Raw genomic sequence first — 14487 nt, forward strand, 5'->3', positions numbered from 1 at the left:
ATGACAGAAAGATGACAATGCAGTGACGCAGCAAATCCACCGCCAGCGGGCACTGGCAGCGGATCGAAAATTTGGAGGCCGGCTGAGCCGGCATTTGTAGGAGCTGAGCTTGCTCGCGAAAGCGGTTTATCAGGGATATCGGTGCTGAATGCGCCGATGCCTTCGCGGGCAAGCCTTGCTCCTACAGGGCCGTGGTTGCCCGCCATTTCAGCACCACGGTTTCAACCGTGGCGCCTCTATCGCGAGCAAGCTCGGCTCCTACGGTGTTACTTCTTTGCGACTTCAGCGCCGCCTTCTTGCAGACCCAGGTCAGCCAGTGCTTTTGCAGCAACCTTGGCTGGCAGCGGGATGTAGCCGTCTTTCACCACAACTTCCTGGCCCTGTTTCGACAGCACCAGTTTCACGAACTCAGCTTCCAGCGGAGCCAGAGGCTTGTTCGGGGCCTTGTTGACGTAAACGTAGAGGAAACGCGACAGCGGGTACTTGCCGTTCAGGGCGTTTTCTTCGGTGTCTTCGATGAAGTCAGTGCTGCCTTTCTTCGACAGAGCAACAGTCTTCACGCTGGCGGTCTTGTAGCCGATGCCCGAGTAACCGATGCCGTTCAGCGAGGAGCTGATCGACTGCACGACCGAAGCCGAGCCTGGTTGTTCGTTGACGTTTGGCTTGTAGTCGCCTTTGCACAGGGCTTCTTCTTTGAAGTAGCCGTAAGTGCCGGATACCGAGTTACGGCCGAACAGTTGTACTGGCTTGTTGGCCAGGTCACCGGTCACGCCCAGGTCACCCCAGGTTTTCACGTCGGCTTTGGCACCGCACAGACGGGTCGACGAGAAAATCGCGTCAACCTGTTCCATGGTCAGGTGCTGGATCGGGTTGTCTTTGTGTACGAACACGGCCAGGGCGTCCACGGCAACCGGGATAGCGGTTGGCTTGTAGCCGTACTTCTGCTCGAAGGCAGCCAGTTCGGTGTCCTTCATCTTGCGGCTCATCGGGCCCAGGTTGGAGGTGCCTTCAGTCAACGCAGGTGGCGCAGTGGCGGAGCCAGCGGCCTGAATCTGGATGTTTACGTTCGGGTATTCTTTTTTGTAGTTCTCAGCCCAGAGGGTCATGAGGTTGGCCAGAGTATCGGAGCCGACGCTGGACAGGTTGCCCGACACACCAGTGGTCTTGGTGTAGCTCGGGATAGCAGGGTCAACAGCGGCGAACGCGTTGGCAGTCGCAACGCCAGCAGCGACAAAAGTCATTGCCGCCATCAAACGCTTCAGTTTCATGCCTTACTCCTAGCAGATAGGGTGTGTTAAGTCGGGGCCAAGTATCAGCAGGCCGTGTGAACACTCTATGGCTGAAATATGACAATTGGATGAAAGGCCAGCATTCGGGTTTTGACTGGATGATTCGTGGTGCCACACTCGCGAACAGGCTCGCTCCCACAATTGAAATGCATTCCAATGTGGGAGCGAGCCTGCTCGCGAAGAGGCCGGTACTACTGGAGCAGATTTCGGATCAGCGCCCCCTCTTCCAGAGCCACGCCCCCACCAGAATCCCCACCGTGCACAGCACCGCCACGTAGTAGGCAGGCCCCATCGCGCTTTCTTTCAGCAGCAGGCTGACCACCATTGGCGTCAGGCCGCCGAAAATCGCGTAGGCAACGTTATAAGAGAAGGACAAACCACTGAAGCGCACCACCGGCGGGAACGCTTTGACCATCACATACGGCACCGCACCGATGGTGCCCACCAGGAAACCGGTCAGCGCGTACAGCGGGAACAGCCAGGTCGGGTGAGCGGCGAGGCTGTGATAGAAAGTCCAGGAGCTGATCAACAAGCCCAGGCAACCGAATACGAACACGCGGCCGGCACCAAAACGATCCGCCAACGCGCCGGAGATAATGCAGCCGATGCTCAGGAACACAATTGCCAGACTGTTCGATTGCAGGGCCACCGTCGGCGAGAAGTTATAGACCGTTTGCAGCACGGTCGGGGTCATCAGAATCACCACGACGATCCCGGCGGACAGCAGCCAGGTCAGCAGCATCGAGATCGCAATCGCCCCACGATGGTCACGCAATACGGCGCGCAACGGCACTTCTTCAGCCAGCGCCTTGCGTTGTTGCAGTTCGGCGAACACCGGGGTTTCGTGCAGCCAGCGGCGCAGGTACACCGAGAACAGACCGAAGACACCGCCGAGCAGGAACGGGATTCGCCACGCGTAATCGGAAACTTCGGCAGGCGTATAAATGCTGTTGATCGCGGTGGCGACCAGCGAGCCGAGCAGGATGCCGGCGGTCAGGCCACTGGTGAGCGTGCCACAGGCGTAACCCATGTGCTTTTGCGGCACGTGTTCGGAAACGAAGACCCACGCCCCCGGCACTTCGCCGCCAATCGCCGCGCCCTGAATCACGCGCATCAATAGAAGAAGGATCGGCGCCCACAGGCCGATCTGCGCATACGTCGGCAGCAGCCCCATGATCAGCGTCGGCACGGCCATCATGAAGATGCTCAGGGTGAACATCTTCTTGCGCCCCAGCAGGTCGCCGAAATGCGCCATGACGATGCCGCCCAGTGGCCGCGCCAGGTAACCGGCAGCAAAAATGCCGAAGGTCTGCATCATGCGCAGCCACTCGGGCATGTCAGCCGGGAAGAACAGCTTGCCGACCACCGTGGCGAAGAAAACGAAGATGATGAAATCGTAAAACTCCAGCGCGCCACCGAGGGCGGACAGCGACAGAGTCTTGTAGTCATTGCGGGTCAACGGTCGTGCGGGTTGCTCGGGCTGCGCGAGGCTCGAAGGCGCTGTGGTCATGGCAAGGGCTTCTCTTATAGTCGGATCTGCCGCCACAACAACGCTGGCGGTGGCTTGGGCAGGTTCGGCACCATAGCAAATTGTTCGAAAAAGCACATAGAGGCGCGTATTTGACGGTCGAAATGAGAACCGGATGGTCGTCGTGGAGTCTACCGACCGATATACTCGCAACCTGCTCCGGTTTGTAGGGGGTTGCTGTGCGAAAACGTCGTTGGCCCGCCCTTTGCTCGGGAGCAGCCGGTTTCGCAGAGTTTCCCTTCAGGCGCCTTATGGAAAACGTGACGAACGTAGTATGTTCGGTGCTGAATCGTTTTTCCTGAAGACGGCTACCACCAGCAATACCAACAAGAGTCACGGGTCAGAGGCACCCCCGGCATGATAGAGCTCGAACAAGAAGATCCGATCCCGCAAGGCGACCTGGCCCTGCAAATCACCGCACTCCCGCGCGAAACCAACGGCTTTGGCGATATTTTCGGCGGCTGGCTGGTGGCGCAAATGGATTTGGCCGGCACCGCGATGGCCAGCCGCGTGGCCGGCGGCCGTGTGGCGACCGTCGCCATCGACCGCATGGCGTTCCTCGTGCCAGTGGCCGTCGGCGCGCAGTTGTCCTTTTATACCCAGACCCTGGAAATCGGTCGCAGCTCGATCCAGATGATGGTCGAAGTGTGGAGCGACGATCCGCTGTCCAGCGAGTGGCGTAAAGTGACCGAAGCGGTGTTCGTCTTCGTTGCCATCGACGGCAGCGGCCGCACCCGTTCGGTGCCACCGCGCGCGCGTTAAACATCGCGGCCGTCTGACGGTCGATAGTTGTCCTTGTTACTGATCGAGAGCTGTCCCATGAACACGCCCAACGTTGAAGCGGTGAAACTGGATGAACTGAATTGCTGGCGCATCCGCCACGGTCAGGCCGAAGTGCTGGTAGCCCAGCAAGGCGCGCACATCCTCAGTTATCAGATCGATGGCCAGCCGCCGATCATCTGGCTCAACGACAAGGCCGAGTTCAAGACCGGCAAAAGCATCCGCGCCGGCGTGCCGGTGTGCTGGCCGTGGTTCGGCAAGTTCGAACGCAACCCGCAGAGCGTGCAGGCCATGTACACCGGTGAGCAACCGGCACCCGCGCACGGTCTGGTGCGGGCGATGGATTGGGCGCTGGGCGGCATCGAATCAGAGGCTGACGGCATCAAGGTCGAATTCAAGCTGCCCGCCCCCGAAGGTGGCTTGCCAGGCTGGCCGCATCAGGTTGATCTGACCCTGACCCTGCATCTGGCCGATCAACTGCACTTCAGCCTGACCAGCCACAACCGGGGTAGCGAGACCGTCAGCATCAGCCAGGCGCTGCACACCTATTTCGCGGTCAGCGATGTGCGCAATGTGCATGTCGACGGTGTGGATGGTTTGAATTACATCGAGACGCTGGATGACTGGAAAACGGCCACTCAGCAAGGTGATCTGCATTTTGCCGGTGAGACCGACCGCATCTACCTCGACGCTCCGCCGCAGCTGAGCATTGTTGATCCGACGTGGGAACGGCGCATTGTGCTGACGGCCACCGGTTCGCGCACAGCGGTGATCTGGAACCCGTGGATCGACCGCGCGGCCGCGCTGGCTGACATGGACAACGATGGCTGGCAGCGCATGTTGTGCATCGAAACGGCGAATGTGATGGATGACATCGTAACGCTGGCGCCGGGTGCGAGCCATACCATGGGTGTCAGTGTCGGCAGCAAACCGCTCTAAACCCTAACGCAGAACGAAATGTGGCAGCGGGCGATTGTGGTGAGGGGATTTATTCCCGTTGGGTCGCGAAGTGGCCCCCGCTTTTTAAATCAAGAGCTGGGCCTGCTGCGCAGTCCAACGGGGATAAATCCCCTCGCCACAGGGCTTATTGTGCAGGTCTAGAGATCAGATTCCTGCACCACCCGCACCTTGTCTGCTTCCAGCGCATACGCCGCGTCAGCCAGATCATTGCTGACCTTTTCGACTTTCAGCGTGCCGGTTACCCACAACGGTGTGTAGATGTCATCCAGTTTCAAGCCCTTCGGATAACGCACCAGCACCAGTTGATTCGGCGGCGGTGGCGGCACGTGGATGCATGCGCCCGGGTACGGCACGAGGAAGAACAACGTGCTGCGGCCCTTGGCATCGGATTCCAGCGGCACCGGATAACCGCCGATGCGGATGTGCTTGTCGTTCATCGACGCCACGGTTTTAGTCGAATACATCACCGCCGGCAGACCTTTGGCCTGCTTCATCCCGCCCTTCTCGGTAAAGGTACCGGTGGCTTCGGGGGAGTTGTGGTCGATTTCAGGCATGGCCTCGAGGGCCTTCTGGTCCGACTTGGGCATCAGTTCGAGCCAGTCGGTTTCCGGCAGTTCGCCAGCGTGGGCCAAACCGCTGCCGAGGAAAAGGAGAGTCAACAAAATGCGGCGCATGGAGGAGCTCGGTAAAAGGAAGGGACAATCAGTCGCCGAGCATTCTAGCCCTCCCCGCCTGTTTGGCAGAGAGGGCTTTGTCGCTTTGGATCAGTTCTTTTTGATCAGACCGTAGATCACCAGCAAAACGATCGCGCCGACCAGTGCGCCGATAAAGCCTGCACCCTGACCCGCCTGATAGATGCCCAGAGCCTGGCCGCCGTAAGTAGCTGCCAGCGAACCGCCGATACCGAGGAGGATGGTCATGATCCAGCCCATGCTGTCATCGCCCGGTTTCAGGAACCGAGCCAACAGGCCGACGATCAAGCCGATAAAGATGGTTCCGATAATTCCCATGACATTTCCCTCTTAATGGTCGATATGCGAAGCCTAGTCAGACTTTCGCATCCTGCCATGAGAGAACGGCGGCCCCGCAATGGTTCCGCCGCTGCCACATGAAACTGTTTTACTCGGCGATCAGCGCTTCGACCTTGATGATCTGCGCCTGCAGCGTGGCCATGTCGGCGCAGCGCAGGTTGGCGTGACCGACCTTGCGCCCGGCCTTGAAAGCTTTGCCGTAGTGGTGCAGATGGCAATCTTCGATGGCGATGACCTTTTCAACCGGCGGAACAACGCCGATGAAGTTAAGCATCGCGCTCTCGCCAACCTTGGCGGTCGAACCCAGCGGCAGGCCGGCAACGGCGCGCAGGTGATTTTCGAACTGGCTGCACTCGGCGCCTTCGGTGGTCCAGTGCCCGGAGTTGTGGACACGCGGGGCGATTTCGTTGGCCTTGAGACCACCGTCGACTTCAAAGAACTCGAACGCCATCACGCCAACGTAGTTCAACTGCTTGAGCACACGGCTCGAGTAGTCTTCCGCCAACGCCTGCAACGGGTGATCCGTGCTGGCCACCGACAACTTGAGAATGCCGCTGTCGTGGGTGTTGTGTACCAACGGGTAGAACTTCGTTTCACCATCGCGAGCACGCACGGCGATCAGCGACACTTCACCGGTGAATGGCACGAAGCCTTCCAGCAGGCAGGCAACGCTGCCCAGTTCGGCGAAGGTACCAACCACGTCTTCCGGCTTGCGCAGGACTTTCTGGCCCTTGCCGTCGTAACCCAGGGTGCGGGTTTTCAGCACGGCCGGCAGACCGATCGAGGCCACGGCGGCATCCAGATCGGCTTGCGACTGAATGTCGGCGAACGCCGGAGTCGGGATGCCCAGATCCTTGAACATGCTCTTTTCGAACCAGCGGTCACGAGCGATGCGCAGGGCTTCGGCACTCGGATAGACGGGGACGAATTGCGAGAGGAACGCGACGGTTTCGGCCGGGACGCTTTCGAACTCGAAGGTCACCAGATCGACTTCATCGGCCAACTGGCGCAGATGATCCTGATCGCCGTAATCGGCCCGCAGGTGTTCGCCCAACGCCGCGGCGCAAGCGTCCGGCGCAGGGTCGAGGAAAGCGAAGTTCATGCCCAGCGGGGTGCCCGCCAGGGCCAACATGCGGCCCAACTGGCCGCCACCGATTACACCGATCTTCATCTCAACAACCTCAGGCAATACGTGGGTCTGGATTGTCCAGGACGCTGTCTGTCTGCTCGGCACGGAAGGTTTTCAGTACCGCGTGGAACTGCGGATGCTTGGCGCCGAGGATGCTCGCCGAGAGCAGCGCGGCGTTGATCGCGCCGGCTTTGCCGATGGCCAGGGTGGCAACCGGAATGCCCGCTGGCATCTGCACGATCGACAGCAGCGAATCGACGCCCGAGAGCATGGCCGACTGCACCGGCACACCCAGCACCGGCAAGTGGGTCTTGGCCGCACACATGCCTGGCAAGTGAGCTGCGCCACCGGCGCCGGCGATAATCACCTCGATGCCGCGGCTTTCGGCCTCTTCGGCGTACTGGAACAGCAGATCCGGGGTGCGGTGGGCAGAGACCACTTTCACCTCGTAAGGGATGCCGAGCTTTTCCAGCATATCGGCGGTGTGGCTAAGGGTGGACCAATCGGACTTGGAGCCCATGATCACGCCAACCAGTGCACTCATCGTCGCGCCTCTTCTCTCTGGAGCGCCCGCAGGCGCGTCATAAAACAACAAGCCACGCAGGTTGCGTGGCTTGATTGTACGAAAAATGGCCGGACGTGCCGGCCGAAGGCCGCGCAGTATACCGCAAAGAAAGCAATAAACAGCCCCCTGCGCGACCATCTGTCATCTGCCGCAAATGCCCGGTTTTATTGACTTGGAGGTCAGCGCCGAGACATCACAAATCCCCTGTAGGAGCACGGCTTGCCGGCGAAGGCGATTTGACGGACGCCTTCGCCAGCAAGCTGTGCTCCTACAAGGGCTTCATCGGGTTCAGGAAGCTTGCGCGGCGCCGCCTTCAAGCTTGCGCCACAGCAATCGCACGTTGGCTTTGCGCACCAAGGCGCAGCGATAGAGGCGGATCTCCAGTGGCACGTGCCATTGCGGGCCGCCGCAGACAACGAGTTCGCCGCGCGCCAGTTCAGCACGCACGCTCAGTTGCGGCACCCAGGCGATGCCGAGCCCTTCCAGCGCCATGCTTTTGAGGCTGTCGGCCATCGCGGTCTCGTAGATCGTGGTGAAGCGCAACGCTCGCTGACGCAGCAAGCCATTCACCGAACGCCCGAGAAATGCCCCGGCGCTGTAAGCGAGCAACGGCACGCTGGCGTCGCCTTCAAGGTCGAACAGCGGCTTGCCATCGGCATCCGCCGCGCACACCGGGAGCATTTCAGTCTGACCCAGGTGCAGCGACGGGAAGATCTCCGGGTCCATCTGCATGGCAGCGTCCGGGTCGTAGAACGCCAGCATCAAGTCGCAACCGCCTTCGCGCAACGCATGCACCGCATCGCCAACGTTGGTCGCGACCAGCCGCGTGGCGATGTTCAGCCCTTCATTACGCAACTGCGCGATCCAGCGCGGGAAGAAGCCCAGCGCCAGCGAGTGAGCAGCCGCAACCTGCATCACTTCACCCTGCCCACCTTCAAGGTGATGAAGGTGGCGCAATACTTCGCCGAGTTGTTCGACCACGGTGCGCGCGGTCACCAGAAACAACTGCCCCGCCGCCGTCAGTTCGACCGGCGTGCGCGAGCGGTTGACCAATGTCAGCCCCAGCGCGGCCTCCAGACTGCGGATCCGTCGACTGAACGCTGGCTGAGTCACGAAGCGCCGTTCGGCTGCCTGCGAGAAGCTGCGGGTGGCGGCCAGAGCACTGAAGTCCTCGAGCCATTTGCTTTCCAGATTCATCACGTCCTCCCGGACACGCACCAAAACAGGTCACACGTCTGCCGCGCACGCGGCGTCACACGGGCATTATGCCGAATGTGCATAGGCCAGTGCTTAACAGCATTGGCCCAAAATTTCCCACAAGCCTAGCATTCGCAGCGTTCCGGCATAGACCGGGTCCATATCGAGATGATTTCTATCATGTCCTCCGCTGCATCTTTCCGCACAGAAAACGACCTGCTTGGCGCCCTCGAAGTACCGGCTCAAGCGTATTACGGCATCCAGACCCTGCGAGCGGTGAACAACTTCCGTCTCTCCGGCGTTCCGATCTCGCATTACCCGAAACTGGTTGTCGGTCTGGCAATGGTCAAACAGGCCGCTGCTGACGCCAACCGTGAGTTGGGTCATCTGAGCGAAGCCAAGCACGCTGCCATCAGCGAAGCCTGTGCACGATTGATCCGCGGTGATTTCCACGAAGAGTTCGTGGTCGACATGATTCAAGGTGGCGCCGGTACTTCCACCAACATGAACGCCAACGAAGTGATCGCCAACATTGCGCTCGAAGCAATGGGTCATCAGAAAGGCGAATACCAGTACCTGCACCCGAACGACGACGTCAACATGGCGCAGTCGACCAACGACGCTTACCCAACGGCTATCCGCCTGGGTCTGCTGCTGGGTCACGACGCGCTGCTGGCCAGCCTCGACAGCCTGATTCAGGCATTCGCGGCCAAGGGCCAGGAATTCAACCACGTCCTGAAGATGGGCCGTACCCAGCTGCAAGACGCCGTGCCGATGACTCTCGGTCAGGAATTCCGTGCTTTCGCCACCACCATGGGCGAAGACCTGGCCCGTCTGAAGACGCTGGCCCCGGAACTGCTGACTGAAGTGAACCTGGGCGGCACCGCCATTGGTACCGGCATCAACGCCGACCCGCGTTATCAAGCGCTGGCTGTACAGCGTCTGGCGCTGATCAGCGGTCAACCGCTGGTGCCTGCTGCCGACCTGATCGAAGCGACCTCCGACATGGGCGCCTTCGTACTGTTCTCCGGCATGCTCAAGCGCACCGCGGTGAAGCTGTCGAAGATCTGCAACGACCTGCGCCTGCTGTCCAGCGGCCCACGCACCGGCATCAATGAAATCAACCTGCCGGCGCGTCAGCCAGGCAGCTCGATCATGCCTGGCAAGGTCAACCCGGTTATTCCGGAAGCCGTTAACCAGGTGGCCTTCCAGGTCATCGGTAACGACTTGGCGCTGACCATGGCAGCCGAAGGCGGCCAGCTGCAACTGAACGTGATGGAGCCGCTGATCGCCTTCAAGATCTTCGACTCGATCCGCCTGCTGCAACGCGCCATGGACATGCTGCGCGAGCACTGCATCGTCGGCATCACCGCCAACGAAGCGCGTTGCCGTGAACTGGTCGAGCACTCGATCGGTCTGGTCACCGCACTGAACCCGTACATCGGCTACAAAAACGCCACCCGTATCGCCGGCCTCGCTCTTGAAAGCGGCCGCGGCGTGCTGGAACTGGTGCGCGAAGAAGGTCTGCTCGACGAAGCCATGCTCGCCGACATCCTGCGCCCGGAAAACATGATTGCTCCGCGTCTGGTTCCGCTCAAAGGCTGAACCGACACGTTACTTGTAGCACCGCTCACCAGGTCGAGGGACTAGACACCTCTCACCTTTTGAGGGCTTGGGGATTTAGTCCCCAAGCCCTTTTTTTTAACTGTTTGGCAGAGAAAACCGTATGTCTGGGGACTGAACAATGTGGAGGTAAGCCTTTGTGGCGAGGGGATTTATCCCCGTTGGGTCGCGAAGCGGCCCCAATACCTGCTATCGCGATGTATCAGGTACACCGCGTGCGATGGTTTTGCGACTGCTTCGCAGCCGAACGGGGATGAATCCCCTCGCCACGGGGGTTGAGTCCATAGAGGAGCAGTCCCCGTACAAGCCCGGCGCCGGTAACGTCGGGTGCTTCAAAGCTTCGTTTTCGTCGCTTGCACCACTACCGTGCAGACGGGCGCGTCACTGATCGGTATAGTGCCGCCCCTCTTCGCGTGAGCGGTCGTCGGTAACGAGGCCATAACCCATGCGAAACCCGAACTAATAACAAACCCGCGAAATGGATCCGGGACGAAACCCTCGCCCCACCTGTTGTGCCGCGCGCAAACCGGTGTAACGCGATGTTTCTGACCGCCCAGTATTTGCTTACACAAAAAACAGCGAGGAAAAATCCATGCTCGAAGTCATTAACGACTTCCTCTCAGGGAAAGTACTGATCGTGCTCATTGTCGGGCTCGGTAGCTACTTCACGATTCGCTCGCGTTTCGTACAACTGCGCCACTTCTTCCACATGTTCGCGGTGTTCCGCGACAGCTTGAAAGGCAGCGCCGGGCAACTCAGCTCGTTCCAGGCCCTGATGCTCAGCCTCGCCGGCCGTGTCGGTGCAGGCAACATCGCGGGTGTCGGCATCGCCGTGACCCTCGGTGGTCCAGGTGCGGTGTTCTGGATGTGGGTGACCGCACTGGTCGGCATGTCCAGCAGCTTCTTCGAATGCACCCTGGCCCAGGTCTACAAGCGCGCCGAAGGCGATGGCCTGTACCGTGGCGGTCCGGCTTACTACATCCAGCACGGCCTGAAACTCAAAGGCATGGCAGTGGTGTTCTCCGTCCTGCTGCTGGTCACCTACGGCTTCGCCTTTATTGGCCTGCAGTCCTACACCGTGACGCACTCGCTGCAAAACGCCTTTGCCTTTAACCCACAACACACCGGTATCGTCCTGGCGGTGTTGCTGGCCATCACCTTCATCGGCGGCATCAAGCGCATCGCTTCGGTGTCCGACCTGCTGGTACCGATCAAGACCCTGGCCTATATCGGCGTGACCCTGTACGTGATCGGCACTCAGATCGAACACGTGCCAGCCATGCTGGAAACCATCTTCAAGAGCGCCTTCGGTCTCGACCCGGCCTTTGGTGGCCTGCTCGGCAGTGCCATCGTCATGGGCGTGAAGCGTGGCGTGTTCGCCAACGAAGCGGGCCTGGGCAGTGCGCCGAACGTCGCCGCTGTGGCCGCCGTGAAACACCCTGGCGCCCAGGGCGTGGTTCAGGCTTTCAGCGTGTTCCTCGACACTTTCGTGATCTGCACCTGCACCGCGCTGCTGATCCTGCTGTCGGGTTTCTACACGCCGGGCTTCGAAGGTGACGGCATCGTTCTGACTCAGAACTCGCTGGCCGCCGTGGTCGGTGACTGGGGTCGCATGTTCGTCAGCGTCGCGCTGTCGCTGTTCGTCTTCACCTGCATCCTCTACAACTACTACCTGGGCGAGAACAGCTTGCAGTTCCTCACCCGCAACCGTGCCGCGCTGATGGTTTTCCGCGGCCTGGTGCTGGCGCTGGTGGTATGGGGTTCGATGCAGGATCTTTCGACCGTGTTCGCCTTCGCCGACATCACCATGACCTGCCTGGCCTTCGTCAACCTGGTGGCCCTGGCCATGCTGTTCAAGGTCGGCATGCGCGTGATGCGCGACTACGACGGGCAGCGCCGCGCCGGCGTCAAACAGCCAGTGTTCGACTCCAGCAAATTTGCTGATCTGGACCTCGACCTGAACGCCTGGCCGGCCAACCCGTCTGCCGCTACCGGCAAGACTGAAGCCGAGCCGCAAGGCGTGCCTGCAGCGCAACGCTGACAGGTGAATGACGGGCGCATCCCCTGCGCCCGTCAGGTACAGTTCAAAAAACTGTGGGAGCGAGCCTGCTCGCGAATGCAATCTGCCAGTTAATACACAGGTTGACTGACACACCGCTTTCGCGAGCAGGCTCGCTCCTACAGGACCGTATCCTTTCGGAGAATCCCCATGAATTCGTCGACCTATCCCGCAGCCCAACACGTCATGGTGCTCTACACCGGTGGCACCATTGGTATGCAGGCCAGCGCCAACGGCCTGGCCCCTGCATCCGGCTTCGAAGCGCGGATGCGCGAGTACCTGCACAGTCAGCCAGAACTGGTCGTGCCGCAGTGGCGCTTTCGTGAGATGTCGCCGCTGATCGACAGCGCCAACATGACCCCAGCCTACTGGCAGCAACTGCGCGAAGCGGTGGTCGACGCTGTTGATGTGCAAGGCTGTGACAGTGTGCTGATTCTGCACGGCACCGATACTTTGGCCTACAGCGCCGCCGCGATGAGTTTCCAGTTGCTGGGGCTGCAGGCTCGCGTGTGCTTCACCGGCTCGATGCTGCCGGCGGGCGTCACCGACAGCGATGCCTGGGAAAACCTCAGCGGCGCGCTGGTCGCCCTCGGCCAAGGCCTGGCGCCGGGCGTGCATCTGTACTTCCACGGTGAGCTGCTGGCGCCGACCCGTTGCGCGAAAGTGCGCAGCTTCGGCCGTCATCCGTTCAAGCGTCTGGAGCGTCAGGGCGGCGGCGTGAAAGCCGCTTCGATTGCTGCGTCGTTGAACTACAACCAGCCGAAGCAACTGGCCAAGGTTGCCGTGTTGCCACTGTTCCCTGGCATCAGCGCCGAAGTCCTCGATGGCCTGCTCGACAGTGGCATTCAGGGTCTGGTGCTGGAGTGCTATGGCAGTGGCACCGGGCCGAGCGACAACCCGCAGTTTCTGGCGAGCCTTGGTCGCGCGCGGGATAACGGCGTGGTAGTCGTTGCCGTGACGCAATGCCATGAGGGTGGCGTCGAGCTGGATGTTTACGAGGCTGGTAGTCGATTGCGCGGTGTCGGCGTATTGTCCGGTGGCGGCATGACTCGCGAGGCAGCGTTCGGCAAGTTACACGGCTTGCTCGGTGCTGGGCTTGAAACTGAAGAAGTCCGCCGACTGATCGAACTCGACCTCTGCGGCGAACTCCTCTGACACCACCCCGCCCTTGTAGGAGCAAGGCTTGCCCGCGAAGGGCCCACCTCGATGACACAGATACACCGTGTCATCGTTCTTCGCGGGCAAGCCTTGCTCCTACAAGGACCGCGTACGGCATATAAATTGCTGCATTCCAGCCATCTCAAGGCTGGAAGCTCCCATGCTCCACTCCCACCTCACCACCCTCAACGCCGTCTCCCTGGTGCTCAACACCTTCAAGGCCGAAGGTCTGTCGAGCGAGGCGCTGCTTGCTGGCAGCGGCATCAGTGCGGCGGATCTGCAGCGTGCCGACACACGAATCACCACCAATCAGGAGATGCAGGTCTGCGCCAACGCGGTCGCACTCAAGCATGACATCGGCCTGGAGCTGGGCCGGCGCATGCATGTTTCCTGTTACGGCATGCTCGGTTACGCCCTGCTGACCTGTGCCACCTTCGGTGACGCTTTGCGCCTGGCGATCCGGTATCCGGCGCTGCTGGGAACACTTTTCGAATTGAGCCTGGAAGACGATGGCGAGCGCGTCTGGTTTGTCGCGGCGGATTATCGCGAGAGCCCGGCGATGGCAGCGTTCAATGCCGAGTTTTGCCTGGTATCGCTGAAAGTCATTTGCGACGACCTGCTTGGGCATCCGCTACCGCTGCTGGCCACCCGGTTTGAACACGCCGCGCCGGATTACCGCGATAGCTACGCCGAACACTTCGACAGCCCGTTGCATTTCGGCGCCAAGGACAACGCGTTCGCCTTCGACCGGCACTGGCTCGATCAACCGCTGCCACTGGCCGATGCCATTACCCACCAAGCCATGGCCGAACGTTGCCGCAAGCAGAACCTCGAGTTCACCGGACGCCAGGCGTGGCTGGGGCGGATTCGCCAATTGCTCAGCGCGCAGTTGAATGCGGCACCGGGGCTGGAAGGTCTGGCGCAGCAGATGAAGTGCTCGCCACGCACGCTGCGACGGCACCTCAAAGACATGGGCAGCAGCTATCAGGAGTTACTCGATGAGCTGCGCTTTGAGCGAGCCAAGCAGATGCTGTGTGAGGATCAACTGCCGATCTACCGCATCGCCGAAACCCTCGGCTTCAGTGAGACCGCCAGTTTTCGTCATGCGTTTGTGCGCTGGAGCGGCGTCGCGCCGAGCCAATTCCGCCCGCATTGAAACACGCCCGCT

At 60.6% G+C, this 14487-nt stretch carries 13 protein-coding genes; 6 read left to right on the forward strand and 7 right to left on the reverse strand.

Features of this window, described 5'->3' with window-relative positions; genetic code table 11:
• Nucleotides 1-266: 266 nt before the first annotated feature.
• Together JFT81_RS23380 and JFT81_RS23385 are read right to left on the reverse strand one after the other, a co-directional pair.
• Entirely contained in the window at nucleotides 267-1268 is a 1002-nt protein-coding gene (locus JFT81_RS23380; RefSeq protein ID WP_034152107.1) for a phosphate ABC transporter substrate-binding protein PstS, read from the reverse strand.
• Nucleotides 1269-1500: 232 nt separating this feature from the next.
• On the reverse strand, nucleotides 1501-2799 hold the full coding sequence (locus tag JFT81_RS23385; protein WP_201229387.1) for an MFS transporter: 1299 nt from the start codon (nucleotides 2797-2799) through the stop codon (nucleotides 1501-1503).
• A 375-nt stretch (nucleotides 2800-3174) separates the two neighbouring features.
• On the opposite strand from JFT81_RS23385, the gene JFT81_RS23390 reads away from it, so the two are divergent.
• Nucleotides 3175-3579 carry an acyl-CoA thioesterase gene (locus tag JFT81_RS23390; RefSeq protein ID WP_003229628.1) on the forward strand — a complete coding sequence of 135 codons (405 nt, stop codon included), beginning with the start codon at nucleotides 3175-3177 and terminating at the stop codon, nucleotides 3577-3579.
• Nucleotides 3580-3636: 57 nt separating this feature from the next.
• On the forward strand, nucleotides 3637-4536 hold the full coding sequence (locus JFT81_RS23395) for a D-hexose-6-phosphate mutarotase (RefSeq protein ID WP_201229388.1): 900 nt from the start codon (nucleotides 3637-3639) through the stop codon (nucleotides 4534-4536).
• A gap of 158 nt (nucleotides 4537-4694) precedes the next feature.
• Here JFT81_RS23395 and JFT81_RS23400 read toward each other — a convergent pair whose 3' ends face one another.
• The 5 genes from JFT81_RS23400 to JFT81_RS23420 all read right to left on the reverse strand — a co-directional run bounded on the left by JFT81_RS23400 (nucleotide 4695) and on the right by JFT81_RS23420 (nucleotide 8479).
• Nucleotides 4695-5231, reverse strand: coding sequence for a DUF3299 domain-containing protein (locus JFT81_RS23400; RefSeq protein ID WP_201147242.1), 537 nt, complete (start codon nucleotides 5229-5231; stop codon nucleotides 4695-4697).
• Nucleotides 5232-5321: 90 nt separating this feature from the next.
• On the reverse strand, nucleotides 5322-5567 hold the full coding sequence (locus JFT81_RS23405) for a GlsB/YeaQ/YmgE family stress response membrane protein (protein ID WP_003229635.1): 246 nt from the start codon (nucleotides 5565-5567) through the stop codon (nucleotides 5322-5324).
• Nucleotides 5568-5676: 109 nt separating this feature from the next.
• Complete coding sequence (locus tag JFT81_RS23410) at nucleotides 5677-6759, reverse strand: 5-(carboxyamino)imidazole ribonucleotide synthase (protein ID WP_201229389.1); 1083 nt, start codon at nucleotides 6757-6759, stop codon at nucleotides 5677-5679.
• Between the two features lie 10 nt (nucleotides 6760-6769).
• Nucleotides 6770-7261 carry a 5-(carboxyamino)imidazole ribonucleotide mutase gene (gene purE / locus JFT81_RS23415; RefSeq protein WP_007920220.1) on the reverse strand — a complete coding sequence of 164 codons (492 nt, stop codon included), beginning with the start codon at nucleotides 7259-7261 and terminating at the stop codon, nucleotides 6770-6772.
• A gap of 309 nt (nucleotides 7262-7570) precedes the next feature.
• A complete protein-coding gene (locus tag JFT81_RS23420) occupies nucleotides 7571-8479 on the reverse strand; it encodes a LysR substrate-binding domain-containing protein (RefSeq protein ID WP_201229391.1) in 909 nt (302 codons plus the stop codon).
• A gap of 180 nt (nucleotides 8480-8659) precedes the next feature.
• On the opposite strand from JFT81_RS23420, the gene aspA reads away from it, so the two are divergent.
• From aspA to JFT81_RS23440, 4 genes are all read left to right on the forward strand, one after another.
• Nucleotides 8660-10084, forward strand: a complete 1425-nt coding sequence (gene aspA, locus JFT81_RS23425) for an aspartate ammonia-lyase (protein WP_201229393.1) — start codon at nucleotides 8660-8662, stop codon at nucleotides 10082-10084.
• 610 nt (nucleotides 10085-10694) lie between these two features.
• Nucleotides 10695-12143: an alanine/glycine:cation symporter family protein gene (locus tag JFT81_RS23430; RefSeq protein ID WP_201229395.1), complete on the forward strand. Its 1449-nt coding sequence runs from the start codon at nucleotides 10695-10697 to the stop codon at nucleotides 12141-12143.
• A gap of 168 nt (nucleotides 12144-12311) precedes the next feature.
• Nucleotides 12312-13316 carry an asparaginase gene (locus JFT81_RS23435; RefSeq protein WP_201229397.1) on the forward strand — a complete coding sequence of 335 codons (1005 nt, stop codon included), beginning with the start codon at nucleotides 12312-12314 and terminating at the stop codon, nucleotides 13314-13316.
• 163 nt (nucleotides 13317-13479) lie between these two features.
• Nucleotides 13480-14475 (forward strand): AraC family transcriptional regulator, encoded by a 996-nt coding sequence (locus tag JFT81_RS23440; RefSeq protein ID WP_201229398.1) that lies wholly within the window; start codon nucleotides 13480-13482, stop codon nucleotides 14473-14475.
• The last annotated feature ends 12 nt before the right edge of the window (nucleotides 14476-14487 follow it).

Source organism: Pseudomonas sp. TH43, from assembly GCF_016650635.1.
Classification (GTDB): domain Bacteria; phylum Pseudomonadota; class Gammaproteobacteria; order Pseudomonadales; family Pseudomonadaceae; genus Aquipseudomonas.

Bases quoted from the DNA above. Each gene is read 5' to 3' on its own strand.
- JFT81_RS23380 (WP_034152107.1), bottom strand. From the start codon at position 1,268: ATGAAACTGAAGCGTTTGATGGCGGCAATGACTTTTGTCGCTGCTGGC.
- JFT81_RS23385 (WP_201229387.1), bottom strand. From the start codon at position 2,799: ATGACCACAGCGCCTTCGAGCCTCGCGCAGCCCGAGCAACCCGCACGA.
- JFT81_RS23390 (WP_003229628.1), top strand. From the start codon at position 3,175: ATGATAGAGCTCGAACAAGAAGATCCGATCCCGCAAGGCGACCTGGCC.
- JFT81_RS23395 (WP_201229388.1), top strand. From the start codon at position 3,637: ATGAACACGCCCAACGTTGAAGCGGTGAAACTGGATGAACTGAATTGC.
- JFT81_RS23400 (WP_201147242.1), bottom strand. From the start codon at position 5,231: ATGCGCCGCATTTTGTTGACTCTCCTTTTCCTCGGCAGCGGTTTGGCC.
- JFT81_RS23405 (WP_003229635.1), bottom strand. From the start codon at position 5,567: ATGGGAATTATCGGAACCATCTTTATCGGCTTGATCGTCGGCCTGTTG.
- JFT81_RS23410 (WP_201229389.1), bottom strand. From the start codon at position 6,759: ATGAAGATCGGTGTAATCGGTGGCGGCCAGTTGGGCCGCATGTTGGCC.
- purE (WP_007920220.1), bottom strand. From the start codon at position 7,261: ATGAGTGCACTGGTTGGCGTGATCATGGGCTCCAAGTCCGATTGGTCC.
- JFT81_RS23420 (WP_201229391.1), bottom strand. From the start codon at position 8,479: ATGAATCTGGAAAGCAAATGGCTCGAGGACTTCAGTGCTCTGGCCGCC.
- aspA (WP_201229393.1), top strand. From the start codon at position 8,660: ATGTCCTCCGCTGCATCTTTCCGCACAGAAAACGACCTGCTTGGCGCC.
- JFT81_RS23430 (WP_201229395.1), top strand. From the start codon at position 10,695: ATGCTCGAAGTCATTAACGACTTCCTCTCAGGGAAAGTACTGATCGTG.
- JFT81_RS23435 (WP_201229397.1), top strand. From the start codon at position 12,312: ATGAATTCGTCGACCTATCCCGCAGCCCAACACGTCATGGTGCTCTAC.
- JFT81_RS23440 (WP_201229398.1), top strand. From the start codon at position 13,480: ATGCTCCACTCCCACCTCACCACCCTCAACGCCGTCTCCCTGGTGCTC.